The following is a 26,366-nucleotide window of genomic DNA, read 5'->3' as shown; positions in this document are numbered from 1 at the left end:
TTCACACATGGAAAGTCAGGAATTTATTTGCCCTAAATTAGGCATTTCTTTATCTACTAGTGGTCAGACCACTAAGGAAGAGATTCAAAATGTGTGACATGGGGAGGTTAGAGAGACCGTGATCAAGGATTTATTTACAAAACCAAAAAAGAAAAAGTATGCAACAATCCCTTCTGAAGCTGCAAAACATGATGTACCTGAAGGTATTATGACAAAATGTCCAAACTGTAAAAAAATCATGTATTCAAAGGAATTAACCAAAAATCTTAAAGTCTGTACTCACTGTCAATATCATCATCCAATGAATGCAAATGAGAGAATTGCCAGTTTTTTAGATCAGGGAAGTTTTGTGGAAATGGATCAGCAGTTGACTTCTAGTAATCCACTGCAATTCCCGGAGTACATTGAAAAGCTGGAAAAGGATCAGAAGAAAACGAAGTTAAATGAAGCGGTCGTAACTGGTACGGGGCGTGTTAATGAGCATGAAGTCGTCGTAGCTATTATGGACTCAACTTTTCGAATGGGTAGCATGGGCTCGGTTGTCGGCGAAAAAATTACGAGGGCGATTGAAAAGGCAGACGAGCTTTCCGTACCCTTTATTATTTTCACTGCTTCTGGTGGGGCAAGGATGCAAGAAGGGGTCTTAAGTCTCATGCAAATGGCAAAAACAAGTGTAGCTTTGAAACGGTTTAGTGATCACGGTGGCTTAATTATTTCGATTATGACTCATCCAACTACAGGTGGAGTTTCAGCAAGCTTTGCCTCATTAGGAGATTATAATTTTGCAGAACCGGGTGCCTTAATTGGTTTTGCAGGAAGAAGAATCATCGAGCAGACGATCCGTGAGGAATTGCCAGAAGACTTTCAAACAGCAGAATTTCTATTAGAAAAGGGTCAGTTAGATGCGGTTATCTCTAGGCTCGATTTAAAGGAAAAAATAACGACATTACTCGATATTCATCAGCCTGGAGGTGACCTCGAATGGTTGGAGAGTTAGAATTTGAAAAACCGGTCATCGAGCTAAGAAAAAAAATCTCGGAATTAAGAGAAATTACGAAAGAGGCGGACGTCGATTTAACAGATGAGATTGAAAAGCTAGAAGTCCGTCTTGAAAAGTTAGAAAAAGAGATTTATGAAAATATGAAACCTTGGGATCGCGTTCAAATTGCTCGCCATCCTAATCGTCCGACTACTTTGGATTATATTTCTCTTCTTTTTACGGACTTCTTTGAATGTCATGGCGATCGTAACTTTGGCGATGATGAAGCGATTGTTGCCGGGGTCGCTAAATTCCAAGGACTCCCTGTTACAATTATTGGGCATCAGCGTGGGAAAGATACAAAGGAAAATATTCGCAGGAATTTCGGAATGCCTCATCCAGAGGGATACCGCAAAGCGCTCAGAATCATGAAGCAAGCGGATAAATTTCGTAGACCGATCATTTGCTTTATTGATACAAAAGGTGCTTATCCCGGTAAAGCAGCAGAAGAAAGAGGGCAAAGTGAAGCGATCGCACGAAATCTTTTTGAAATGGCAGGTCTTCGTGTTCCTATTATTTGTATTGTCATTGGTGAAGGTGGAAGCGGCGGGGCGCTGGCGTTAGGAGTAGGTAATCATCTTCATATGCTGGAGAATTCAACATACTCTGTTATTTCCCCTGAAGGAGCTGCCTCTATTTTATGGAAGGATGCATCGAAAGCAAAGCTCGCTGCTGAGAAAATGAAAATAACCGCTCCAGATTTGAAAGAGCTTCATGTAATTGATGAAATTATTCCGGAAGTTAAAGGTGGGGCACATAAGGATACGGCATTGCAAGCTGAAGCGATTCATCATGCCATTGTACAATCATTAAAAGAATTATTGCCTTTAACCGAAGAGGATCTCATCGCGAGCAGATATGAAAAATATAAACAGATTGGCGAGTATACTGTACAAGCCGAGAATGAATATATAAGTACAACCTAAAAATAGGGATAAGCAAAAAGACGTACTTTAACGAAAAAAGTACGTTTTTTTGCTTAAAATTCCATTATAAAGCGCTTGCATTTTACCAATTATTCTGCCATATTGATGTAAGCATTTCCATAAGTTGTGAACCTATATGCTTCATGGTATTTTAGAAGTAAATAATACAGGACATTCTGTTTATAATAAGAAGGTGAATTGTAGATACTAGCAAAGCTTTGGTAATAGCTCGTAAATTATTTTGGTAGTTATTGTATTTTTATAGGTGATAGAGTGTGAAATCTTTATCATGTCAAAAGTCATTAAGTTTGAGGTGATTAATGTGAAGAAGATTGGTGTATTAACAAGTGGGGGAGATGCCCCTGGAATGAATGCGGCCGTCCGCGCTGTTGTTCGGAAAGGTATTTTTCATGATCTAGAGGTTTATGGGATTTATGGAGGTTATTCAGGGTTAATATCTGGAAACATAAAAAAGTTAGAACTTGGTTCTGTAGGTGACATCATACATAGAGGCGGTACATTTCTATATTCTGCCCGCTGTGAAGAATTTAAAACAAAAGAAGGACAACAAAAAGGAATTGAACAACTGAAGAAGTTCGGTATTGAAGGTTTAGTAGTCATCGGTGGAGATGGTTCTTATCGTGGAGCTAAGGCCCTTACTGAACAAGGATTTCCTTGTGTTGGTGTACCAGGAACAATCGACAACGATATCCCTGGAACTGATTTTACGATTGGTTTTGACACGGCATTAAATACCGTTATTGATGCGATCGATAAAATTCGTGATACGGCAACATCACATGAAAGAACATTTATCATTGAGGTTATGGGTCGTGACGCTGGAGATATCGCATTATGGTCTGGATTAGCTGGTGGTGCTGAAACCATTCTTATTCCAGAGGAAGATTATTCAATCGATGATATCGTTGCTCGGCTAAGAAAAGGAAGCGAGCGCGGCAAGAAACACAGTATTATTATCGTTGCTGAAGGAGTAGGCAGTGGGGTTGAAATCGGGAAGCAAATTAAAGAAGCAACTAATTTTGATACACGCGTGTCAGTTCTAGGGCATATGCAGCGTGGAGGAACTCCTACAGCAAATGACCGTGTGTTAGCAAGTCGCCTTGGCGCACGGGCTGTAGAATTACTTTTGGATAAAAAAGGCGGGCGCGCAGTAGGAATTGTGAAAAATGAGTTAGTTGATTATGATATTATTGAAGCATTAGAAAACATGAAGCATCAAATTAATATGGGAATGTTAAAGCTTTCAAAAGAACTATCTATTTAATCCTCGATTTTATAGATAATCTTAGATAGCTGCGATAGATAAAAAATCAACGATTTTTCAGGAGGGTTACACGTTAAATGCGTAAAACAAAAATAGTTTGTACAATTGGTCCAGCTAGTGAAAGCGTGGAAAAGCTCACGCAACTTATGGAAGCTGGGATGAATGTTGCTCGTTTAAACTTCTCCCATGGAGATCATGCTGAGCATGGTCAGCGTATAAAAAATATCCGCGAAGCTTCAAAAAAGGCAAATAAAAACATCGCTATTTTATTAGATACGAAGGGTCCAGAAATTCGTACTCACAATATGGTGAATGGAGCAATCGAATTAGAAGCTGGAAAAACAGTTACCATCTCTATGAATGAAGTAGAGGGAACTGTAGATAAATTTTCAGTTACATACGAGGGTTTAATTGATGACGTTCAAACTGGAGCAAAGATCTTATTGGATGATGGACTTATTGGTCTTGAAGTGTTGGAGATTGATCGCTCTGCGAAGGAAATTCATACGAAAATTTTAAACAGTGGAACTTTAAAAAATAAAAAAGGCGTTAATGTTCCAGGCGTGTCTGTAAACCTACCGGGTATAACAGAAAAAGATGCAAAGGACATTCTTTTTGGCATTGAGCAGGAAGTTGATTTTATTGCTGCCTCTTTCGTTCGCCGTGCCTCTGACGTAATGGAAATTCGCAAGCTTCTTGAGGAAAACAACGGGACTTATATTCATATCATTCCAAAAATCGAAAACCAAGAAGGCGTTGATAATATTGACGAGATCTTGGAAGTATCTGATGGTTTAATGGTCGCTCGTGGAGATTTAGGCGTTGAAATTCCGGCTGAAGAAGTTCCTTTAGTTCAAAAGGAATTAATCAAGAAATGCAACGATTTAGGAAAACCTGTTATTACCGCAACGCAAATGCTTGATTCTATGCAAAGAAATCCGCGCCCAACAAGAGCGGAGGCAAGCGATGTGGCAAATGCTATTTTTGACGGAACCGATGCGATTATGCTTTCAGGTGAAACAGCAGCAGGTATGTACCCTGTAGAAGCAGTGCAAACGATGCATAATATTGCTTCCCGTGCAGAATCTGCTCTTGACCATAAACGTCTTTTAACAAAAAGAACGAAAGCTGTCGAAACCAATATTACCGATGCAATTGGTCAATCTGTTGCCCATACGGCATTGAATCTTGCTGTTAATGCGATTATTACACCAACTGAGAGTGGTCATACTGCAAGAATGATTTCAAAGTATCGCCCACAGGCTCCTATTATAGCTGTGACGTATCATCCATCAGTTTATCGCCGCTTAGCTCTTGTTTGGGGTGTGTACCCACAATTAGGAGAAAGTGCAAATACAACAGATGATATGCTTGATATCGCTGTTCAAGAAAGCCTTAATAGCAAACTAGTGAAGCATGGTGACTTAGTCGTTATTACGGCTGGAGTTCCTGTTGGGGAATCAGGTACAACCAATCTGATGAAAATTCATGTTGTTGGAGATGTGCTTGTAAAAGCTCAAGGAATTGGTCGTAAATCAGCTTATGGAAAAGTAGTTGTTGCTCGAAATGCAGGAGAGGCATTGGCAAAGGTAACGGAAGGTTCTATCCTTGTTACGATTGGTTCTGATGCAGATATGGTTCCAGCAATCGAGAAGAGCGCCGCTCTAATCACTGAAGAAGGTGGTTTAACGAGCCATGCAGCAGTAGTCGGATTAAGCTTAGGCATTCCAGTAATCGTAGGTGCTGAAAAAGCAACATCCATTTTAAAAGATGGACAAGAAGTAACAGTTGATGCTACAAGAGGTGTCATTTATAACGGTCATGCAAGCGTCCTTTAAAAGGTCACGCTTCGAAATAAAGCAAGTGGCGAAAAACGGATTGTTTTTCGCCACTTGCTTTTATATTATGCACGAATGCCAAAATCAAAAACTTGCTCTGTCCTTGTTGATTCTGTTGCAAAGTGAATTAAACATATAAGGACAGAAGAGTTTCTGCAATTATTGGACTGGACGAGGGCAATCTTGTCTTATGAACGTTATATGAGGACAAGGCATGCATGGAAAATGCGAGAGTATCCTTCATCCTCCTGTATGAGGATATACTTTATAATTAATTTCTTCATGCCTCCTACATGAAGAGCTCTTTTTTTGTGAGGAGGCCAAAAAAGTTAGTCTTTGTACGCCCCCGCCCCGCAAAAATTTGCGGAAAATGAATTTTAGGAAGGGGTATCACCATTTTAATTAGTCCCTTTTTCTATACAAGCAGTTGCCGTATTGTTTGAACGAAGCGGCACGCAGTTAAGCGCGAGATAAGTATTTTGCTTTTGCCTGGGTTGCTGCGATGGGGAGGATGAAGGCTTTTTCGCGTGAGCTTTGCTGGAAAAGTTGAAATTGAATTTTTCAAAAGGTGCCTTCATGTTCTTCTTATCATTCGTTTTTTTAGGAGGACAAGAATATAATAGAGGTATGAGGGACGAGGTAGTGGCTTGAAAAGGAGGTTAACTATGAAATATATATTGTTACTCTTGCTTATAATCCCGGCGGGGGAAATTTTCGTTCTACTCCTTTCCGGCAGGATCATTGGTGTTTGGACAACGCTCTCCATCATTATTTTAACAGGGGTTATTGGTGCCTATTTAGCAAAGCGGCAGGGACTGGAAGCGTTGAGAAGAGCGCAATTAGATATGCAGTATGGCAGGGTTCCTGGTGAGGCGATTGTCGATGGAATGTGCATACTTGTTGGGGGAGTATTGCTTTTAACTCCTGGTTTTATTACGGATGCTATCGGTTTTTTATTGCTTATCCCTTTAACACGGCTTTATTTTAAAGGATTTTTGAAAAAAGGCCTGAAGAAATGGATCGATAATGGCAATGTGACCATTATTCGATAACAGTAGGGCGGTATGTGGAGCAAGGGACACGCTTACGAACAACAAATATAGAGCTCATTTTCACAAGCGACTAAGGGAACTTACAATCCTTTTCACAAGTTTAGGTCTCTGAGCTTCTAACGGAAAAAATTCTCGTAAAAGAAAGGGTGTCCGAAATGGACTGCTCCCAAAAAGTTTGGGGCAAATTCATTTCGGACACCCTTCTGTGTTTATGCTTCCTTCCCTTTTATAAATGCCCAAATATCTCTAAAAACATTGGCCCTATGTAAAGTTGTGATCAAAACTAATGTGACAGGTCCAACGATTAGACCAAGAAACCCGATCAGTTTAAAGCCTACAAAGAGGGCAATTAATGTTGCGAGTGGGTCTAGTCCTATATTCGAAGATAAAACTTTTGGTTCCATGATTTGTCTCTGCACAAGCACGATTATGTAGAGCACTCCTAATCCGATAGCCATGGAAACTTCTCCAATGACTGCTTCATAAATAATCCATGGGACAAATATTAGCCCTGTTCCTAAATACGGGATAATGTCAACTAGTCCAGTGACAAGAGCGATTGTAATAGCATAATCTACCCGCAGGATGATAAGCCCAATTAAAATGATCAACGTTGTGAGTGAAACGAGTGTTAGCTGTGCCTTAATAAAACCAAACATAGCCTTTTTTAAATCCAAAAACACGGTTTGGGTGCTTGACTTTGCTTTCGAAGGTAGGAGTTTCCCTGCTAATGCCGATAGTCGCCTCCAATCCTTGCTAATGAAAAAGGTAGCTAATAAAGAGAAAATAACGACCGTAGCTGCATTTGGGAACCAAGTGACGATATTTGGGATTTTCTCAAAAAAGGCTTGGATAAAGTTCCCTAAGGTTGTCCCAATGGTTTTTCCTACATTTTCAATATTTTCTAAGATGGTGTTTTGCTGCCCTGTACCAAGACTGTTAAACATGCTAGTTATTTTATTATAAAAAGGAATGATTTGCGCAGCAAACAAATGTTCAATATAATCAATTAATGTTTCTAAATGGTTGGGAACAACTTGTGCTAAATAATCTGCACCGGAAACAATTTCAGCAATGAGTAATGTAATTAATCCTGCAAAGACAGCAAATATGATGATAAGTCCAAGGAGTACGGCGAGTGTTCTTGGCATTCTTGCTTTCTTTTCAAAAAAGTTGACTAAAGGATTCATTAAAAAGGCAATAATCAATCCGATAATAAAAGGATAGGTAATCTTTGAAAGATAGTATAAAGAAAGAAACCCAAGTATGACCATTCCGACAACAGTGACAAATCTAACGGTTCGATGCAAGTATATACTATTCAATGTGAACCTCCTTATATTAATTGATGTGCTCATAGACTATTTCTAATGACTACGTATAAAGAAGAAAAAAGATTCTCATCCTCTCAAAATTTGTAAAAGTCCTTTAACGAATGAGATGGTGACATTATGTTACAATAACATAGAAGGATGAAAGGATGTTTTTGCACGATGTTTTCTCAACCGTTGTTATTTCTACTTCTTTTATTAGTTATAGCGTTGATTGCTAAAAATAGCTCGCTTATTATAGCAGTTGCTTTTCTTCTTATTATGAAGGTATTTGGCGTAGATTCAAAGCTTTTTGCAATTTTGCAGTCAAAAGGAATTAATTGGGGAGTCACAGTGATTACAATCGCTGTATTAGCACCTATAGCAAGTGGCGATATTGGATTTAAAGATCTTTCTAGTGCATTTAAATCTCCATATGCATGGATCGCGTTAATTTCCGGGATTGTTGTAGCTTTATTAGCGAAAGGCGGCGTATCTTTATTAACTGAAGATCCCCATATTACAACAGCTCTTGTACTAGGAACCATTATTGCCGTTTCGCTGTTCAAAGGAATTGCTGTTGGTCCATTAATTGGGGCAGGGATCGCTTATATGGCAATGAAGATCTTCGATTTTTTCAAATAGCTCTTTTTATCGTTTGAAGCGGAGGAGTAAAGCAATACTCTCTTGTCTGCACTGCACAATCCATTTGCTGTGTGTGGAATAAGAGAGTTATATTTTTCTAATAAAATATTAGTTTTTTCACATTTTAGTTACTTTTCATTCACAAATGTCAGATAATTGTTTATAATAGGACTTGTAAGCGCATCCGTATTGTGATGCGAAACAAATTTTTTTAGGATTGCATATATTGTGCATCATTTTAGCGGTGAGTTCAATTTGGTGAAAGCATTTTCTTTTTTGAGTATAATTGAGCAACCGCTCAGGGGATGTCATCACAGTTTATTGTCCGGACTTTTAAGTCGGGCTTTATGGTCTTTGCGATCATTTTTTGTAAAGTGAATCAATTTCATAATTTCGTTTGCTGTAAAGGACGAAACATGATAGCTGCTTTTCTTTATAGATTTCAAAATCATTCGTTTTTTAGAGACCTTTGCAAAATTGTGGAATCGATTCAAGGAACAGAGAAAATGGGTATGGGGAAATTTTAAATGGTAAAGGAGAGGTTGAGCATGACAGTGACACGTGGACTTGAAGGGGTAGTTGCAACATCGTCGTCTATAAGTTCAATTATCGATGACACACTAACATATGTTGGGTATAATATCGATGATCTTGCGGAGAATGCTAGTTTTGAAGAAGTCATTTATTTACTTTGGCACAGAAAGCTTCCAACACACGCCGAATTAGAAAAATTAAATAAAGAACTTGCAGATAATGCAGAGTTGCCAAAAGAAGTAATTGAGCATTTTAAGTTGTATCCAATTGATAAAGTTCATCCGATGGGTGCGCTCCGTTCAGCTGTTTCATTGTTGGGGCTTTATGATGAAGAAGCGGATTTAATGGAGCCGGAGGCTAACTATCGAAAAGCGGTGCGCTTACAGGCCAAAATGCCGGCAATTGTGACTGCTTTTGCCCGTATTCGTAAGGGACTTGAGCCTATTGCACCAAGAAAGGATTTAAGCTTTGCAGCGAATTTTCTTTATATGCTTTCAGGTAAGGAGCCAGAGCCAATTGCTATTGAGGCGTTTAATAAGGCGCTTGTCCTTCACGCCGATCATGAGCTAAATGCCTCTACGTTTACAGCCCGTGTTTGTGTGGCAACCTTGTCGGATGTTTATTCTGGTATTACAGCAGCGATCGGTGCTCTTAAAGGACCGCTCCACGGTGGTGCAAATGAAGCAGTTATGAAAATGTTAACGGATATCGGTTCTGTAGATCAGGTAGATTCTTATATTCGTGAGAAACTTGCCAAGAAAGAAAAAATTATGGGCTTTGGTCACCGAGTATACCGTCAGGGGGATCCGCGCGCCAAACATTTAAAGCTCATGTCTGAAAAGCTGACAAATCTTACAGGTAAACCAGAATATTATGAAATGTCAACCCAAATTGAGAGCATTGTGACGGGTGAAAAGAATTTACCACCAAATGTAGATTTTTATTCAGCCTCTGTTTATGATAGTCTCGGAATCGACCATGATCTGTTCACGCCAATTTTTGCAGTAAGCCGTGTATCAGGATGGTTAGCACATATTCTAGAGCAGTATGATAACAATCGTTTAATTCGTCCTCGTGCAGAATACACTGGACCGGGAATGCAGCAGTACGTACCTGTTGAGCAAAGGGGCTAATAAAGTCTTTCATGGATTTTATTATTCAACCTTTGAATGCACTTATGGTAAAATAAAATAGTAAAAGTGTTTATTAAAGGTATTTTTAGTAAAAAGTGAGAAGCCTATTTGTTCAATCTTGCTTTTATATAAGCCGTTGTTGTGCGAGGGCGAAACTGAAGTCGTTTTTCGCAACAAACAACATCTTTATATAAATCAGCCAAGTAAGAATGACTGCGATAGGAATGAGGAAAGGTTAGCTGACAAAGGCCTGTATACAAAATGGTCTAAGTCTCTAACCTTTGATTACGCATTTAAAGGCAGCATGAATACTGGGGCATACGAATTTGGAGGGAGAATGAAAATGACAGGAGAAAAAATAACAGTAACAAACGGGGTATTAAATGTTCCAAATAATCCAATCGTACCTTATATTGAGGGAGATGGAATTGGTCCAGATATTTGGGCAGCAGCATCAAGAGTATTAGACGCAGCTGTTGAGAAGGCATATAAAGGTGAGCGAAAAATTGAATGGAAAGAAGTTTTAGCGGGAGAAAAAGCTTTTAACCAAACAGGTGAGTGGCTTCCGGCGGAAACTCTTGACGTTATTAGAGAATATCTTATTGCGATTAAAGGGCCATTAACTACGCCTATTGGCGGTGGAATTCGTTCATTGAACGTTGCTCTTCGCCAAGAGCTTGATTTATTTGTTTGTTTACGTCCAGTGCGGTGGTTTGAAGGAGTTCCATCTCCAGTGAAACGTCCGCAGGATACAGATATGGTTATTTTCCGTGAAAATACTGAGGATATTTATGCAGGTATTGAATATGCAAAAGGTTCTGAAGAAGTGGAAAAATTAATTTCATTCCTAAAAAATGAATTAGGTGTAAATAAAATTCGTTTCCCTGAAACATCAGGTATCGGAATTAAGCCTGTATCAGAAGAAGGTACTAGCCGTCTAGTTCGTTCCGCAATTGAGTATGCCCTTAAAGAAGGACGCAAGTCTGTAACCCTTGTACATAAAGGTAATATTATGAAATTTACAGAAGGTGCATTCAAAAACTGGGGCTATGAATTAGCAGAAAGAGAATACGGTGATAAAGTATTCACTTGGGCACAATACGATAGAATTAAGGATGCAGAAGGTGTGGAAGCGGCTAATAAGGCACAGGCAGAAGCGGAAGCAGCAGGAAAAATTATCGTAAAAGATGCGATTGCTGATATTTTCTTGCAACAAATTTTAACACGTCCTCGTGAGTTTGATGTTGTCGCAACAATGAACTTAAATGGAGACTATATTTCTGATGCCTTGGCTGCTCAAGTTGGAGGAATCGGAATTGCTCCAGGTGCAAATATCAATTATGAAACGGGACATGCGATCTTTGAAGCTACGCACGGTACTGCTCCTAAATATGCTGGTTTAGATAAAGTAAATCCATCATCTGTTCTTTTATCTGGTGTGTTATTATTAGAGCATTTAGGATGGAATGAGGCGGCTGATCTTATTACAAAATCAGTTGAGAAAACGATTGCCTCTAAAGTGGTAACCTATGACTTTGCGCGCTTAATGGAAGGCGCTACAGAAGTGAAGTGCTCTGAATTTGGTGATGAATTAATTAAAAATATGTAAGTTTTGCCTTGAGACTGACTCATTTTTGGGTCAGTCCTCTCCAGTTTAGAAAAGAGTTAATCTTTAAGGAGGAAATCATTATGACTTTGAAGCGTAAAAAGGTATCGGTCATTGGTGGAGGCTTTACAGGAGCAACAACAGCGTTTTTATTAGCACAAAAAGAACTTGGTGATGTCGTACTAGTAGACATTCCACAAATGGAAAACCCAACAAAAGGAAAAGCATTGGATATGTTAGAGGCTAGTCCTGTACAAGGATTTGATGCAAATATTACCGGCACTTCGAATTATGAAGATACCAAAGACTCGGATATAGTCGTGATCACGGCTGGAATTGCCCGTAAACCAGGAATGAGCAGAGATGATTTAGTTCAAACCAACCAAAAAATCATGAAAAGTGTGACACAAGAAATTGTAAAGTATTCTCCGGACGCTTATATCATTGTGTTAACCAATCCGGTAGATGCCATGACATACACTGTTTTCAAAGAATCTGGTTTTCCAAAAAATCGCGTTATTGGCCAGTCAGGTGTGCTAGATACGGCGCGTTTCCGAACGTTTATTTCTCAAGAATTAAACTTGTCAGTTAAGGACATTACGGGATTCGTTCTAGGTGGACACGGTGATGATATGGTTCCGCTCGTTCGCTATTCATATGCTGGCGGAATTCCGTTGGAAACATTAATTCCAAAGGATCGTTTAGATGCGATTGTTGAACGCACTCGTAAAGGGGGCGGGGAAATCGTAAATTTATTAGGGAATGGCAGCGCTTACTATGCTCCTGCAGCTTCATTGGTTGAAATGTGTGAAGCGATACTAAAGGATCAGCGTCGTGTTTTACCTTCGATCGCTTATTTAGAAGGGGAGTATGGCTATGATGGCATTTATTTAGGAGTTCCGACGATTCTCGGAGCAAATGGAATTGAGAAAGTGATTGAACTAGAATTAACGGCTGACGAGAAAGCCGCGTTAGATAAATCGGCAGAATCCGTTCGAAATGTGATGGCGGTATTAGCCTAACGAACGTCGAAAAATCCAGAGTGAAAGCTCTGGATTTTTCTTTTTACCAAGCTTCTATGGTAAAATTAAAAGTGTGATCATTCATAAAAAATAAAATGTATGCGTTTACAACTAAGGATAGAGGTGGAGGAAATGTTGTTAGGACGGAAACGGAAATTAGGAAGAATGATAGATGAAATGACTAAAGGTGAGAAATTAACCTTAACAGAAAAGATTGAAGATAAAGATTTATTATTGTATTTAGGGCTAACGGATGATGCGAACCCCCTTTATATTCAGCATGACTATGCATCGCAAACTTCATTTAAAAAACCACTTGTTCCAACGATTATGCTTACAGGAATTATTACATCTGCAGTTTCAAAATATTTGCCAGGTCCAGGGAGTCATATTCACAAACAAGAAATCCATTTTCTAAAACCTGTTTATCATTATGGGACTGTTAATTTATTTTTTGAAGTAATTGAAGTTGTAAGAAGTACAAATACGGTTACAATCAGAGTGGAAGGCATGAATGAGGACGAAGAAATGGTGATTCAGGGTGAATTGCAAGTTTCGCCGCCAGAGCGTCTTGAAAAAATGGATGGAAAGGCTTTAGAGAATTTTTAATTATAAGGCTTTGTTAAACAGATTTGTTGTGAAAATGGTTTTTGGTCCTTTCGTGTGAAATCATGGTTTCACAGCGAAAATGAGCTAAAAATCAATATCGACCATTAATTGTAAAAACTTAGAGAAAAAATAGCAATAGTAGCACAAAAAGTGCAGCTATTGCTATTTTTTTTAGGTTTGTAAATGATATTATTAATAAAATAAGGACAACAGCTTACGCGCACACTACTTATAGAAAATGAACGAAAGCGAAATAAATTAAGGTGTTAAGGTGGGAACTGCATTCGTTTGTTTGCATGCTGCATTGGCAGTACTCAATTGAATTTCACTTTTTTTAAAGAAAGGTGACTTTGTAAAAGAATTGTAAATTCTGACCTAGATTGAAAAATTATATTATAATGAACATAGGAACAACTGGCGGACAGGAGGAGCTAATCGTGAAAAAAGTACTTGTGGTTGACGATGAACAATCGATCGTTACGTTATTACAATATAATTTACAGCAGGCTGGATACGAGGTTATTACGGCGATGGATGGCGAGGAAGGGATGAATACGGCCATTTCTGAGCAACCAGATTTTATCATTCTCGACTTAATGCTCCCAAAAATGGACGGGATTGAAGTTTGCAAGCACTTAAGACAGCAAAAGGTATCAACGCCTATTTTAATGTTAACTGCAAAGGATGAAGAATTCGATAAGGTTTTAGGCTTGGAATTGGGAGCCGATGACTATATGACGAAGCCGTTTAGCCCAAGGGAAGTAGTAGCACGGGTAAAAGCAATATTACGGAGGATTCAAGTACAGCCTTTAGCAGAGGGACAAGAACAAGAAAAGACAGACTATATAAAAGTAAAATCTTTAAAAATATACCCTGAGCATTATGAGGCTTATTTTGATGATGAACAACTAGAGTTAACACCAAAGGAATTTGAGCTTCTGTTATATTTGGCACAGCATAAAGGAAGAGTACTAACGAGAGACCAATTGTTAAGTGCGGTTTGGAATTATGATTTTGCTGGTGATACGAGAATTGTAGATGTTCATATTAGCCATCTTCGTGAAAAAATCGAAGAGGATTCAAAAAAACCAACCTTTATTAAAACGATTCGAGGCCTAGGTTACAAGATGGAGGAGCCTAAAGGAGAATGACAAAATATCGAACAAGGCTTCTTTTCGGTCTAGTTACCCTTATTTTTATCGTGTTAATTGGTTTAGGGATACTGTTAGGCCAGTTATTTAAAAATCATTTTATAAGTACATATGATTCACGTCTAAATAAAGAAAGCAGCCTTATTGCCGCCTTCATTGAAGAAGATGGAGGAATTGATCATCTGAATCAAAAAGAGTTAGATTCATTTAGTAATACACTCGATAGTAGAATTACTGTAACAGACTTAAATGGTGAGCTTAAATTCGATAGCGGCAGTATTGATAATCAGGTAGATGAAAAAAGACATTTAACTATTCTTGAAAATATTCTCGAAACTAAGCTAAATGGCAATTCTAATGTTCAAGCGTATGAAGTAGGGGGAGGCTTCAATCTTCACTACTATTGGCAGCCGATTTCAAGCAACGGGGTCGAGGAAGGATTTCTTTTTCTTAGTACTAAATTGACTGAAATTCAGAAGGCATATCAGCAAATATGGTGGCTGTTAATTATAAGCTTAGGATTGGCGCTTATTGTTATTCTCATTTTAGGTGCTCGTATTACTGCAAGATATACGAAACCGATCGAGTCGGCAACAAAGGTTGCGATTGAACTTGCAAAGGGCAATTATCGTGCGAGAACTTATGAGGATCCTCTTGAGGAAACAGGAATGTTAAGTACGTCCATTAATATATTAGCGCGAAACCTACAAGGAATGGTTAAGGCAAATGAAATTCAGCAAGGAAGATTAAGCGCCCTCATTGAAAATATGGGAAGCGGGCTTCTCCTCATTAATAGTAAAGGCCACATCAATTTAATAAATCGAACTTTTATCGAAGTTTTCCGTGTAGAAAGGCAAAATTACATTAACAGGCTTTATTATCATGTGATTGAGCATCAAGAAATTTCTGAGTTAATTGAAGAGATCTTCATGACTGAACAAAAGGTCAAAAAACAAATGCATCTTCCTATCGGAATAGAAAGGCGTTATTTTGAAGTATACGGAGTCCCAATATTAGGAACAAATGAAGAGTGGAAAGGGATATTACTTGTTTTTCATGATATTACTGAAATGAAAAAGCTTGAGCAAGTGAGAAAAGATTTTGTTGCGAATGTATCCCATGAATTGAAAACACCGATCACATCGATTAAAGGTTTTACAGAAACTTTGTTAGATGGTGCTAAAGAAGACAAAGAAGCATTGGAGCACTTCCTTAAAATTATTTTGGAAGAAAGCGATCGCTTGCAATCGTTAATCCTTGATCTGTTAGAATTATCAAAAATCGAGCAGCAAGGATACACCCTCTCAATTCGCGAAGTTAATATGAATCAGTTGTTAGAGGAAATGCTGCCGATCGTAAATCAAAAAGCAGAAGAAAAAGAGATAAAAATTATCCTACAACCACTGCAAAAAAATATTACGATCGATGGCGACTATTATCGATTAAAACAAATATTCATTAATTTAATCAGCAATGCAATCGCTTATAGTTTACAAGGTGGTCGAGTAACGGTTTCGATTAAAGAAGGAAAGAATACCATTGCGGTTTCCATTTCCGATACAGGGATTGGCATAGCGAAGGAAGAAATTCCGCGAATTTTTGAACGTTTTTATCGAGTTGATAAGGCGAGAAGCAGAAATTCTGGCGGGACAGGATTAGGTCTTGCTATTGTGAAACATCTGGTAGAAGCGCATAAAGGAAAAATAAGTGTCGAAAGTGATCTTGGTAAGGGAACGACATTCACAATTGAATTACACAAAACGTTTCCAAAGGAGAAAAAATAAAGCGCAGTATAGGCTAGCAATAAGTTGTTATAAAAAGCAAGTGAAGATAAATGTTTTTTTCTTCACTTGTTTTTTCTATTTGAAAGGTGTATCAGTCCTAGGTTTCATAAGATATGTAACAATGTTGTTTAACAAAGTCAAAGCTGTAAAAGATTTATTGTGTCAGATAATTGAAACCTTTTTGTCACTTAACCGTAATAATGCATAGAGAAATTTGTTTTGAGGAAAGGAGAACTTATGATTAGTTTAAAACGAATTTATACAATTGTGGGGCTAGTTATTGCTATAGCCGTATTAAGTGTGGTGGCGTTTACGACCTGGTATACGGTCGATGAATCAGAACAAGCTGTTATTTTGACCTTTGGAAAAGTAGAGGAAGGAATAACAGAGCCTGGTTTAAATTTTAAATTACCTTGGCCAATTCAAAGTGTTGAAAAACTATCAAAAGAAACATTTAGTCTTCAATTTGGTTTTGAAGAGAAGGACGGGGAGATTGTAGATTTTGAAGATGAAACAAAAATGATTACTGGGGATGAAAATATCGTCCTTGCCGACTTGGTTGTGCAATGGAAGATAACTGATCCTGGCAAGTATTTATTTAATGCAGATAATCCACGTGAGATTTTGCGGGATGCAACGTCTGCTTCATTAAGAAGCATTATCGGAAGCTCTGAAATTGATGACGCGTTAACGTCTGGAAAGGCAGAGATTGAGGCGGAAGTTCGCGATCTGCTTGTCACTTTAGTTGAGAAATACGATATTGGAATTTCGGTCCTTGGGGTTAAACTACAGGATGTAGAACTTCCGAATGATGAAGTTCGTCAAGCATTTACGCAGGTGACCGATGCCCGGGAAACGATGAATACAAAGATTAACGAAGCAAATAAATACAAAAATCAGAAGGAAAACGAGGCAAAAGGTGAAGTTGAAGCGATCCGCTCTAGGGCGAAAGGTGAGAAAGCTGCCCGTATAGAAACTGCTAGGGGTAGTGTAGCTGTCTTTAATGAATTATATAATGAATATAAGAATAATCCGGAAATCACAAGGCAGCGTTTAGTATTAGAAACGTTAGAGCAAGTTCTTCCAGGAACCGAAATTTACATTATGAATGATGATGGAAACACAATGAAGTATTTCCCTATTCGTCCACTTGAAAATAATCAACCGAAAGCAGAAGAACAAACAAAAGAAGAAGGGAGTGGGAATCAATAATGAGTGATCAAAATGTTATTGATATGAACGAGCGTGGTGGTAATGGTTTTAATGGCCGCTCTTACATTAAGCTAGGAATTTTTGCTGTTGTTGTGATCGGGATTCTTGCTCTCGTCTTGACAAATGTATATGTGGTAAAAGAAGGAGAATACAAGGTCGTTCGCCAATTTGGAGAAGTGGTTCGTATTGATGAAACACCTGGAATTTCTTTTAAAATTCCGTTTATCCAATCGGTGACTTCCCTGCCAAAATATCAAATGACTTATGACGTGACTGAAGCAGAGATTAATACGAAGGATAAAAAGAGGATGATTATCGACAACTATGCTGTTTGGAGAATTGAGGATCCGAAATTGATGATTTCAAATGCGAGAACAGTTGTCAATGCTGAATCACGTATGGAAGAGTTTATTTATTCCGTTGTTCGTACCGAGTTAGGGCAATTAAATTATGATGAAATTATCAATGATGAAAAATCATCTCGTGGCTCATTAAATGACCGAATTACAGAAAAAGTAAATGAACTGTTAGAAAATGATAAATATGGAATTGTCGTTACAGATGTCCGTATTAAACGAACAGATTTACCAGTTGAAAACGAGCAATCTGTTTTTACAAGAATGATTTCTGAACGTCATTCAACTGCTCAAGATTACTTATCTAGAGGGGATGCGGACAAAAACAAGATTGAAGCGGAAACCGATCGAGTCGTTCGTGAAATGCTTTCCAAAGCACAGGCTGAAGCTGAGAAAATTCGTGCAGAAGGGGAAGCAGAAGCAGCCAAAATCTATAATTCAGCTTTTTCAAAGGACCCAGAATTCTACTCTTTATTTAGAACTCTTGAATCCTATAAGAAAACGATTAATGATCAAACAGTGATTGTATTACCGTCTGATTCACCGTATGCACGACTTTTAATGGGATATACTGAATAATATCATGCCGTTATTTTTCCTTCTTTATATTCTCATGATAGAATATAAGGAAGAAAATAACGGCTTTTTTTATGAAAGGTGAGGTATGAATAGATGTCTAAAAAATTGGTTTTAATTGATGGGAATAGTATTGCTTATCGTGCTTTTTTTGCACTGCCCCTATTGAACAATGACAAAGGAATACATACAAACGCTGTTTACGGCTTTACCATGATGCTGATGAAGATTTTGGAAGAAGAGAAGCCGAGCCATATTATGGTTGCTTTCGATGCTGGAAAGACAACGTTCAGACATAAAACATTCAGCGAATATAAAGGCGGGAGACAAAAAACACCACCGGAGCTCTCTGAGCAATTCCCATATATTCGTGAATTGTTGGATGCATATCGAATTCCACGTTATGAACTGGAGAATTTTGAGGCAGATGATATTATTGGAACCCTGTCATTAAAAGCTGAACAGGATGGTTTTAATGTGAAAGTAATTTCTGGAGATAAGGATTTAACCCAGCTAAGTTCTGAAAAAACGACTGTCGCGATCACACGCAAAGGGATCACTGATATTGAAGAGTATACGCCGAAACATATTATGGAGAAATATGGTCTGACTCCAGAGCAAATTATTGATATGAAGGGCTTAATGGGAGATAGCTCAGACAATATTCCTGGAATACCTGGCGTAGGAGAAAAGACAGCGATTAAGCTGTTAAAGGAGTTTCAGACTGTTGATAATTTGTTGAATTCGATTGAACAAGTAAGTGGAAAAAAACTGCAGGAAAAAATTGCAGAATTTCAAGAACAGGCTTTAATGAGTAAGGAATTGGCAACCATTATTCGAAATGCACCTGTTGAAGTGGAACTTAGTGAGATTGAATATGATTCGTTTGAGCCGGAAAATGTAGTAAAACTCTTTAAAGAATTAGGCTTTAATTCCCTTTTAAATAAGCTTGACGTAGTTGAAGAGAGCAAGCCGTTAGAGGAAATTGAATATAAAATCGTACAGGAAGTAACGGCAGAGCTCTTTACCGACGAATCCGCCTTTTATGTTGAAATTCTTGAGGATAATTATCATTATGCCCCCATTATAGGCTTTGCCATCGTTCATAAAGAGGGGAGCTACTTTTTATCAGCAGATTTGGCTTTAAAGTCCGATGCTTTTAAAAAATGGGCAGAGGATGAAAAAAAGAAAAAATGGGTCTATGATGCGAAACGCTCTGAAGTTTCTTTAAGGCATCATGATATTCATTTAAAAGGAGTTGAATTTGATTTATTAATCGCTTCTTATTTATTAAACCCGTCTGAAACAATTGATGACATTGCTTCTGTTGCACATTCATATGGTTATCGTAATGTAGAATCGAACGATGCTTTTTATGGAAAAGGGGCAAAGAGAAAGATCCCAGAAGAGCAGCTTCTTGCAGAGCATTTAGTGAGAAAAGCCATTGCCTTATTTGAGCTAAAGCCAATCTTGGAAGAAAAACTAGAAGAAAACGAGCAATCTGACCTCTTCTTTGAGCTAGAAATGCCTTTATCCCTTATTTTGGCGGATATGGAATCGACCGGGATAAAGATCGATTTACAGCGTCTGCGCAATATGGGGGAGGATATCAATGGGCAATTGGTTCAAATTGAGAAAAGAATATTTGAACTTGCCGGCGAGGCTTTTAATATTAATTCACCAAAGCAATTAGGAATTATTTTATTTGAGAAATTACAATTACCAGCAATTAAGAAAACGAAGACAGGTTACTCGACCTCTGCAGATGTATTGGAAAAATTGGAGAACGAACATGACATTATCGGCGAGATCCTTCATTATCGACAACTTGGGAAGCTGCAATCAACGTATATTGAAGGACTATTAAAGGTTGTTAATCCTGAGAATGATAAGGTTCATACTCGCTATAATCAAGCACTTACACAGACGGGAAGACTGAGCTCAACTGATCCGAATTTGCAAAATATCCCTATTCGTCTTGAAGAGGGAAGAAAAATTAGACAGGCGTTTATTCCGTCTGAACAGGATTGGGTCATTTTTGCTGCAGACTATTCTCAAATTGAATTGCGTGTATTAGCCCATATAGCGGATGATGCAAAGTTAATTGAAGCTTTCAAGGAAGGTCTTGATATTCATACGAAAACAGCGATGGAAGTGTTTCACGTTTCACAAGATGAGGTAACAGCCAATATGCGTCGCCATGCCAAGGCCGTTAACTTTGGAATTGTTTACGGAATTAGTGATTATGGTCTTTCACAAAGCTTGAATATTACAAGAAAAGAAGCAGGGAAATTTATTGAGAAATATTTAGAGAGCTATCCTGGTGTTAAGAATTACATGGAAGAAATCGTACAGGATGCAAAGCAAAAGGGGTTTGTTTCTACCTTGCTTCAACGCCGAAGATATTTACCGGAGATTACGAGTCGGAATTTTAATATTCGCAGTTTTGCTGAAAGAACTGCAATGAACACACCAATTCAAGGAAGTGCGGCAGATATTATTAAAAAAGCAATGATCGATATGGCTGCACGGTTGGATGAAGAAGGCTTAAAAACGCGACTCCTTCTCCAAGTTCACGATGAATTAATTTTTGAAGCACCGAAGGAAGAAATCGAGATATTAAAAGAAATGGTTCCAGAAGTGATGGAGCAAGCGGTACAATTAAAAGTTCCGCTTAAGGTCGATTTTTCTTATGGTCCTACTTGGTTTGATGCAAAATAAATGAATAGAGGATGAGAGAGAATGCCTGAATTACCAGAGGTTGAAACGGTTCGAAGAACGCTCGAACAGCTTGTAATAGGAAAGGTAATTAAACGAGTTTCTGTAACTTGGCCAAAAATGATAAAAAGACCAGTAGAGGTTGAACAGTTTAAGGACGCTCTTGTTGGACAGGCCATTGAGGAGATCGGTCGCAGAGGAAAATTCTTGCTCATCTATACACCCGACTTTGCACTCGTTTCCCACTTGCGCATGGAAGGAAGATACGGACTTTTTACTCCTGATGATGAAATTGATAAACATACACATGTTATCTTTTATTTTACGGATGGCACCCAATTACGGTACCGGGATGTGAGGAAATTTGGAACGATGCATTTATTTAAAAAAGGGGAAGAGCTTAAAGAGCTTCCGTTATCGCAGCTTGGTCCTGAGCCTTTCTCATCTCAATTTACGGTTTCTCGTATGCAGGAGATGTTGGCGAAAACGAACCGAAGTATTAAAACGGTATTACTTGATCAAAAGCTTGTTGTGGGCTTAGGGAATATTTATGTAGATGAATCACTCTTCAAAGCAGGTATTCACCCTGAAAGGGCTGCTAATTCCTTATCGCAAAAAGAACTTGTTCAATTACATGCTGAAATCGTGAAAACGTTGGAGGAAGCTGTTGAAAAAGGAGGAAGTACGGTTCGCTCCTATGTGAATACGCAGGGCCAAATCGGCATGTTTCAATTGGAATTATATGTTTATGGCCGAAAAGGAGAGAAATGTAAAGTTTGTTCGCAAGAGTTAGAAAGAATTGTTGTTGGCGGCAGAGGAACGGTCTTCTGTCCGCAATGTCAAAAGAAAAAGAAATGATAATTTTGTTAACTATGCTATCTTTCTCGTTTATTTGCGGGCTTTTGTTTACATCCGCTGAATCTAAATATTAACATTGGAATGGCTCCTTCCATATACTATCTTAGCTTTTTGATGGGAAGGAGCTTATACCAGTGTTTACATTTTCACTTATTCTACTCGCATTTGCGGTAAGCTTAGATAGTTTTAGCGTCGGTTTTACTTATGGATTGCGAAAAATGAAAATCCCTTTTAAATCGATCATCGTCATTGCATGTTGTTCCGCAATCACATTAATTGTGGCAATGGCAGTGGGAAAAGTAATTGAAACCTTCCTTTCTCCTGACATGGCTGAGAGGATTGGGGGAATTGTTCTTGTCTTATTAGGTGGATGGATTTTGTATCAATTTTTTCGAACAGAGAAAGCGAAAGAGGCGCTCCCCCATGAAAAAATGATTGTTAATTTTGAAATTAAATCATTAGGGCTTGTGATCAACATTTTGAAGAAACCGATGTCTGCCGATTTTGATCGCTCAGGGACGATTACTGGAATTGAAGCGTTTGTTCTCGGATTAGCTCTTTCTCTCGATGCTTTTGGGGCGGGTATTGGGGCAGCTATGCTGGGCTATTCACCTCTCGCCTTGGCGGTTACAGTGGCTGTGATGAGTTCACTATTTGTAACTGTTGGGATGAAGATTGGTGCTATGCTTTCGAGAAATACTGTTCTGCAAAAGTTTTCGTTTATCCCTGGAATTCTACTTATTTTTATTGGGATTTGGAAATTGTAATGGGCTATTGATGTACTAGGAGCAGCAGTTAAAGATAAAGTGAGGAATCATTATGGCAATAGTTGTAGGATTAACCGGTGGAATCGCTAGTGGGAAAAGCACTGTATCGAATATATTGAGGGAGCATGGAGTGCCGATTATTGATGCGGATTTAGAGGCCCGTTTGGCTGTAGCAGCAGGGGAGCCAGCCTACAAGGAAATTGTTGCCTACTTCGGTCAAGATATTTTGCTGCCAAACCAAGAAATAGATCGAGCGAAATTAGGCGCGATCATTTTCAATCATGAAGAAAAGAGGTTGAAATTAAACAGCATAGTCCATCCAGATGTTCGCAGAAGGATGATTGAAAAACGTGAGCATGCTGTGAATGCCGGTGAAAAACTGATCGTTTTGGACATCCCTCTTTTATTTGAAAGTAAATTAACCCATTTGGTCGACAAAACATTGCTTGTTTTCGTGAATGAAGAAGTACAATTAAAAAGATTGATGGCACGCAACCAATTCACTGCCGAAGAGGCTCTTGCCCGAATACAATCGCAAATGCCTTTAAAAGATAAAATCAAATTAAGTGATGCCATCATTGACAACAATGGAACGATTGAGGAGACAAAAAAGCAATTAACTGCGATTTTGGAACAATGGGGGCTCGACATGAAAATGTAAAGCTTTTTACATGCCTTAAGCCTGTAGATGAGTTCGAAGTAAGTGGGACTTGTCTACAGGCTTATTTACATATGAATAGACTTAATCGCTAAGTTGAAATTCATTTCATCATTTCTCACCATAGAATACTGCTGCTGACAACCTCGTAATTGTATTTCATAATTTTTATAATATTAAGAGTGTTCGGTGAGAACCTTTTTTAAGAATGAATTCATGTTTTTTTCCATTTTGATTTGCTCAATAATGGAAATCCTTCAGTGAAAATGATCAACTCCATTTTTCTTCCATCATGGTTTTCAACATATAAAGCTTGGTTTACGACAAAAGCGGTAGAACCACCCTTCATTCCAAGATGTGCATATATTTCCTGATTTGAGACATTCACTTTCATGGGCATTCCATAATATTGCGGAGGATGTCTTCACCGCCTGGGAACGTGGGGGTATCATTGGAACTGGCGCTCATAACCTTGCCATAGTCTTCTACCGTTGCATTAGTAGACGGTCAGACCATATTTTCTGTAAATCGATAGGAATTGAAACAGAGCCGTTGAAAAAATCGGCTTTTCTATGTTTTAACAAATGGTGAATCCCCCAAGAGAGCTCTCTATAATCTTCAAGTGACAAGGATTGTAATCTGTCTAGCAATTGGCTGGTACTCGATTTTTTATCCTCATTTAGATAAGTAGAAACTAATAATGATGAAACTAGTGGATAAACTGGAGCGTGATTTTCTAGACCTAAAGATTCTATCACATGATTAATTGATTCAGGACCTAATTTATCGAGTAAAAAATCAGTATTTGTATTGGAGCTGAACATAATCATTCCCTTTGCAACTTCCTGTAAAGAAACTGCATCATTTTTGATCTGGTCTCCATCTTTCATTTCTTTAAGCCAATTTGGATGAGCTCCCCCATCTGTGTTGACAAGGTAAAACTTTTCTAATTCTACTAATGGAATTTGTTCGTCAGGGTCGATTTTTCCTTCCACTACTTGATTGGCAAATTCAATAGCAATGATTGTCTTCACCACACTGGCAAGAGGACCTTTTACTTCACCTTGTTTACATATCAAATTTTCTCCATCTACACTTAAGTGCATGGAGGCTAAGTCTGGATTCTTATCAATATAGTTTTGGACATAATCTGGATCATCGTGAAATAAGTAATAAGCCAAAACAGAAAGAATGAGTACAGCCCATTCCAGTAATAATTAATCCCGTTTTTGTGTAGGTGGATTTGTCAGCAAGAATGGTTACGATCATAATGAAAACGATCGGCATTATTGGTGGGGTGTAAAAAATTTCAATTGCAACAATGGCAATGATGATAGAAAGCGTGACAATAATCGTCTGGATGATATTCCATCTACTCCTTTTTTTAGCTGAAAGTAATGGAAATGCAGTTAGGAGGAAAATTCCAATAAAAATGATCCATAAATAAAGGGTCATGATAAAAATCCTTTCTGTTTAATTAAAGAACTACTTACAAATTTAGAGAATCTATTTAATTATTCGAGTAACGTCTTAAAGGGTTTCACTTTTGGAGTTTCGGGAACTGAAGAGTATCTAAAAAGAAGTTAGAAGAATTGTAGGGCATATTTAGGGAGCTTAAATGATCTTTAGAATGATTTTTCTTAATTTCCGCATTTAATTCAGCACAAAATCTTCTCATTGTGTTATACTAATTGTGATAAACGGTTTAAAAGTATAACATTTATTCGAGAGGAGCCGTAAGATGAAGGCAAAAATTGCGATCAATGGGTTTGGAAGAATTGGCAGAATGGTATTTAGAAAAGCCATTCTTGAAGATAGTTTAGAAATTGTAGCAATCAATGCTAGTTATCCAGCGGAAACGTTGGCACATTTAATAAAGTATGACACCAATCATGGGAAATTCGAAGGCAACATTATCGCAGAAGACAACGCCTTAGTCGTTAATGGTAAACGAGTCAAATTATTAAGCAATCGTAACCCAGCTGAGCTTCCTTGGGAGCAGTACGGGATTGATATAGTCATTGAAGCAACGGGGAAATTTAACGCAAGAGACAAAGCAAGCTTACATTTGCAGGCAGGGGCAAAGAAAGTCATTTTAACAGCACCTGGTAAAAACGAAGATGTCACCATTGTCATGGGAGTTAATGAAGAAGTACTTAATCTCGAAAGACATGATATTATTTCAAATGCTTCTTGTACAACCAATTGCCTTGCTCCGGTTGCCAAGGTATTAGATGCACAATTTGGTATTGTTAACGGGTTAATGACAACGGTTCACGCTTATACAAATGACCAAAAAAATATTGATAATCCGCATAAGGATTTAAGGCGTGCAAGAGCCTGTGCCCAATCGATTATTCCAACCTCAACAGGTGCTGCCAAAGCATTATCGCTCGTACTCCCAAGTTTAAAAGGGAAGCTGCATGGAATGGCTTTACGAGTTCCAACCTCAAATGTGTCGTTAGTTGATCTCGTTGTTGATCTGAAAAGAGAGGTTACGGTTGATGAAGTGAATAATGCGTTCCTATCAGCCTCAAAAGGAGCTTTAAAAGGGATATTGGATCTCACTGAAGAACCGTTAGTGTCCGTTGATTTTAATACGAATGAGCATTCAGCGATTATTGATGGCTTATCCACAATCGTTATGGGTGCAAATAAGGTAAAAGTATTAGCTTGGTATGATAATGAATGGGGCTATTCTTGTCGCGTTGTTGATTTAACAAAACATGTTGCCCGTGCCTTGCTCCAGAGAGCGGAAGTAAAAGTAAGTTAATAGATGGCTAATTATAAGTCCCTCATTTCTTTGAGTGGACTTTTTCTCTGTTTCGGTAATGACAAAATGTAAACAATGTCTATAACTCTAAATCAGTTTGTCCTCGTCTAGCTCCGGCACTTAGGCTCTATCACGTACGATAAGACAACCAGAGATGCTAGCACCATAGGTTTCCTATATCTCCTACCTGAATGGTCCGATTTTTACGGGTCTGAGCAAAGCGCCTGCGCTTTTGTACTGTTTTCCGGAATTGTAGGGTGAAATTCCGGAATTAATGCAATTTTTTCGGAAATACATCTGCTTTTTCCGGAATTAAGCAGAAAAATTCCGGAATTATTCACGATTTTTCCGGAATTCACCTACATTTAAGTAGTACACACGATTTGTTCCTTAAATATAAACAAATTTCCCCCTATATATTGCAAAAGAAATGCAAACAAAGTATACTATTCCACGTGAACTTCATGAATGAAGGATTTGTTTGCTACTTAAAGGGTTAGGACCTCTCTGGACT

22 protein-coding genes are annotated in these 26,366 nt (G+C 38.2%); 19 read left to right on the top strand and 3 right to left on the bottom strand.

The features are described 5' to 3' along the window. The first annotated feature begins 118 nt into the window (after positions 1-118). From accD to PZE06_RS02315, 5 genes are all read left to right on the top strand, one after another. Positions 119-997: an acetyl-CoA carboxylase, carboxyltransferase subunit beta gene (gene accD, locus PZE06_RS02335; protein WP_150913881.1), complete on the top strand. Its 879-nt coding sequence runs from the start codon at positions 119-121 to the stop codon at positions 995-997. Next, positions 982-1,965, top strand: a complete 984-nt coding sequence (gene accA / locus PZE06_RS02330; RefSeq protein ID WP_150913879.1) for an acetyl-CoA carboxylase carboxyl transferase subunit alpha — start codon at positions 982-984, stop codon at positions 1,963-1,965. The genes accD and accA overlap by 16 nt, the downstream gene beginning before the upstream one ends. A 322-nt stretch (positions 1,966-2,287) precedes the next feature. Then, entirely contained in the window at positions 2,288-3,250 is a 963-nt protein-coding gene (gene pfkA, locus PZE06_RS02325; RefSeq protein WP_150913877.1) for a 6-phosphofructokinase, read from the top strand. A 77-nt stretch (positions 3,251-3,327) separates the two neighbouring features. Then, a complete protein-coding gene (gene pyk / locus PZE06_RS02320; RefSeq protein WP_150913874.1) occupies positions 3,328-5,088 on the top strand; it encodes a pyruvate kinase in 1,761 nt (586 codons plus the stop codon). Between the two features lie 665 nt (positions 5,089-5,753). Beyond that, on the top strand, positions 5,754-6,140 hold the full coding sequence (locus tag PZE06_RS02315; protein WP_150913872.1) for an FxsA family protein: 387 nt from the start codon (positions 5,754-5,756) through the stop codon (positions 6,138-6,140). A 209-nt stretch (positions 6,141-6,349) separates the two neighbouring features. Here the strand turns inward: PZE06_RS02315 and ytvI are convergent, their stop codons facing one another. Next, a complete protein-coding gene (gene ytvI, locus PZE06_RS02310; protein WP_150913870.1) occupies positions 6,350-7,465 on the bottom strand; it encodes a sporulation integral membrane protein YtvI in 1,116 nt (371 codons plus the stop codon). 168 nt (positions 7,466-7,633) lie between these two features. On the opposite strand from ytvI, the gene PZE06_RS02305 reads away from it, so the two are divergent. The 13 genes from PZE06_RS02305 to coaE all read left to right on the top strand — a co-directional run bounded on the left by PZE06_RS02305 (position 7,634) and on the right by coaE (position 23,082). Next, positions 7,634-8,095 (top strand): DUF441 domain-containing protein, encoded by a 462-nt coding sequence (locus PZE06_RS02305; protein ID WP_150913868.1) that lies wholly within the window; start codon positions 7,634-7,636, stop codon positions 8,093-8,095. 548 nt (positions 8,096-8,643) lie between these two features. Beyond that, positions 8,644-9,762 (top strand): citrate synthase, encoded by a 1,119-nt coding sequence (citZ, locus tag PZE06_RS02300; protein WP_150913866.1) that lies wholly within the window; start codon positions 8,644-8,646, stop codon positions 9,760-9,762. A gap of 343 nt (positions 9,763-10,105) precedes the next feature. Next, positions 10,106-11,371, top strand: coding sequence for an NADP-dependent isocitrate dehydrogenase (gene icd / locus PZE06_RS02295; protein ID WP_150913864.1), 1,266 nt, complete (start codon positions 10,106-10,108; stop codon positions 11,369-11,371). An 80-nt stretch (positions 11,372-11,451) separates the two neighbouring features. Continuing rightward, complete coding sequence (mdh, locus tag PZE06_RS02290; protein WP_150913862.1) at positions 11,452-12,390, top strand: malate dehydrogenase; 939 nt, start codon at positions 11,452-11,454, stop codon at positions 12,388-12,390. Positions 12,391-12,522: 132 nt separating this feature from the next. Continuing rightward, the gene (locus PZE06_RS02285) at positions 12,523-12,999 is read left to right on the top strand and encodes a MaoC family dehydratase (RefSeq protein WP_150913860.1); all 477 of its coding nucleotides are present in this window, start codon (positions 12,523-12,525) and stop codon (positions 12,997-12,999) included. Between the two features lie 434 nt (positions 13,000-13,433). After that, positions 13,434-14,150: a response regulator gene (locus tag PZE06_RS02280; RefSeq protein WP_150913923.1), complete on the top strand. Its 717-nt coding sequence runs from the start codon at positions 13,434-13,436 to the stop codon at positions 14,148-14,150. Beyond that, positions 14,147-15,934 carry a two-component system histidine kinase PnpS gene (gene pnpS / locus PZE06_RS02275; RefSeq protein ID WP_150913858.1) on the top strand — a complete coding sequence of 596 codons (1,788 nt, stop codon included), beginning with the start codon at positions 14,147-14,149 and terminating at the stop codon, positions 15,932-15,934. The genes PZE06_RS02280 and pnpS overlap by 4 nt, the downstream gene beginning before the upstream one ends. 237 nt (positions 15,935-16,171) lie before the next feature. Beyond that, positions 16,172-17,146, top strand: a complete 975-nt coding sequence (gene hflK, locus PZE06_RS02270; protein WP_150913856.1) for an FtsH protease activity modulator HflK — start codon at positions 16,172-16,174, stop codon at positions 17,144-17,146. Beyond that, entirely contained in the window at positions 17,146-18,081 is a 936-nt protein-coding gene (hflC, locus tag PZE06_RS02265) for a protease modulator HflC (RefSeq protein ID WP_150913854.1), read from the top strand. The genes hflK and hflC overlap by 1 nt, the downstream gene beginning before the upstream one ends. A 93-nt stretch (positions 18,082-18,174) precedes the next feature. After that, positions 18,175-20,799 carry a DNA polymerase I gene (gene polA, locus PZE06_RS02260; RefSeq protein ID WP_150913852.1) on the top strand — a complete coding sequence of 875 codons (2,625 nt, stop codon included), beginning with the start codon at positions 18,175-18,177 and terminating at the stop codon, positions 20,797-20,799. Between the two features lie 21 nt (positions 20,800-20,820). Then, entirely contained in the window at positions 20,821-21,654 is an 834-nt protein-coding gene (gene mutM, locus PZE06_RS02255) for a DNA-formamidopyrimidine glycosylase (protein WP_150913850.1), read from the top strand. A 134-nt stretch (positions 21,655-21,788) separates the two neighbouring features. Beyond that, positions 21,789-22,421, top strand: a complete 633-nt coding sequence (gene ytaF / locus PZE06_RS02250; protein ID WP_150913848.1) for a sporulation membrane protein YtaF — start codon at positions 21,789-21,791, stop codon at positions 22,419-22,421. Between the two features lie 52 nt (positions 22,422-22,473). Beyond that, positions 22,474-23,082 (top strand): dephospho-CoA kinase, encoded by a 609-nt coding sequence (gene coaE / locus PZE06_RS02245; protein WP_150913846.1) that lies wholly within the window; start codon positions 22,474-22,476, stop codon positions 23,080-23,082. Between the two features lie 482 nt (positions 23,083-23,564). Here coaE and PZE06_RS02240 read toward each other — a convergent pair whose 3' ends face one another. Both PZE06_RS02240 and PZE06_RS02235 read right to left on the bottom strand, forming a co-directional pair. Continuing rightward, complete coding sequence (locus PZE06_RS02240; RefSeq protein ID WP_191963128.1) at positions 23,565-24,158, bottom strand: serine hydrolase; 594 nt, start codon at positions 24,156-24,158, stop codon at positions 23,565-23,567. A gap of 76 nt (positions 24,159-24,234) precedes the next feature. Next, entirely contained in the window at positions 24,235-24,534 is a 300-nt protein-coding gene (locus tag PZE06_RS02235; protein WP_150913842.1) for a hypothetical protein, read from the bottom strand. Between the two features lie 286 nt (positions 24,535-24,820). Here PZE06_RS02235 and PZE06_RS02230 point away from each other — a divergent pair, with 286 nt between their 5' ends. Beyond that, positions 24,821-25,852, top strand: a complete 1,032-nt coding sequence (locus PZE06_RS02230) for a glyceraldehyde-3-phosphate dehydrogenase (protein ID WP_150913840.1) — start codon at positions 24,821-24,823, stop codon at positions 25,850-25,852. The last annotated feature ends 514 nt before the right edge of the window (positions 25,853-26,366 follow it).

Origin of the sequence: Robertmurraya sp. DFI.2.37, assembly GCF_029211245.1 — a bacterium.
In the GTDB taxonomy this organism is placed as follows: Bacteria; Bacillota; Bacilli; order Bacillales; family Cytobacillaceae; genus Robertmurraya; species Robertmurraya methanolica_A.
This window is presented reverse-complemented; position numbering and strand designations above follow the sequence as displayed.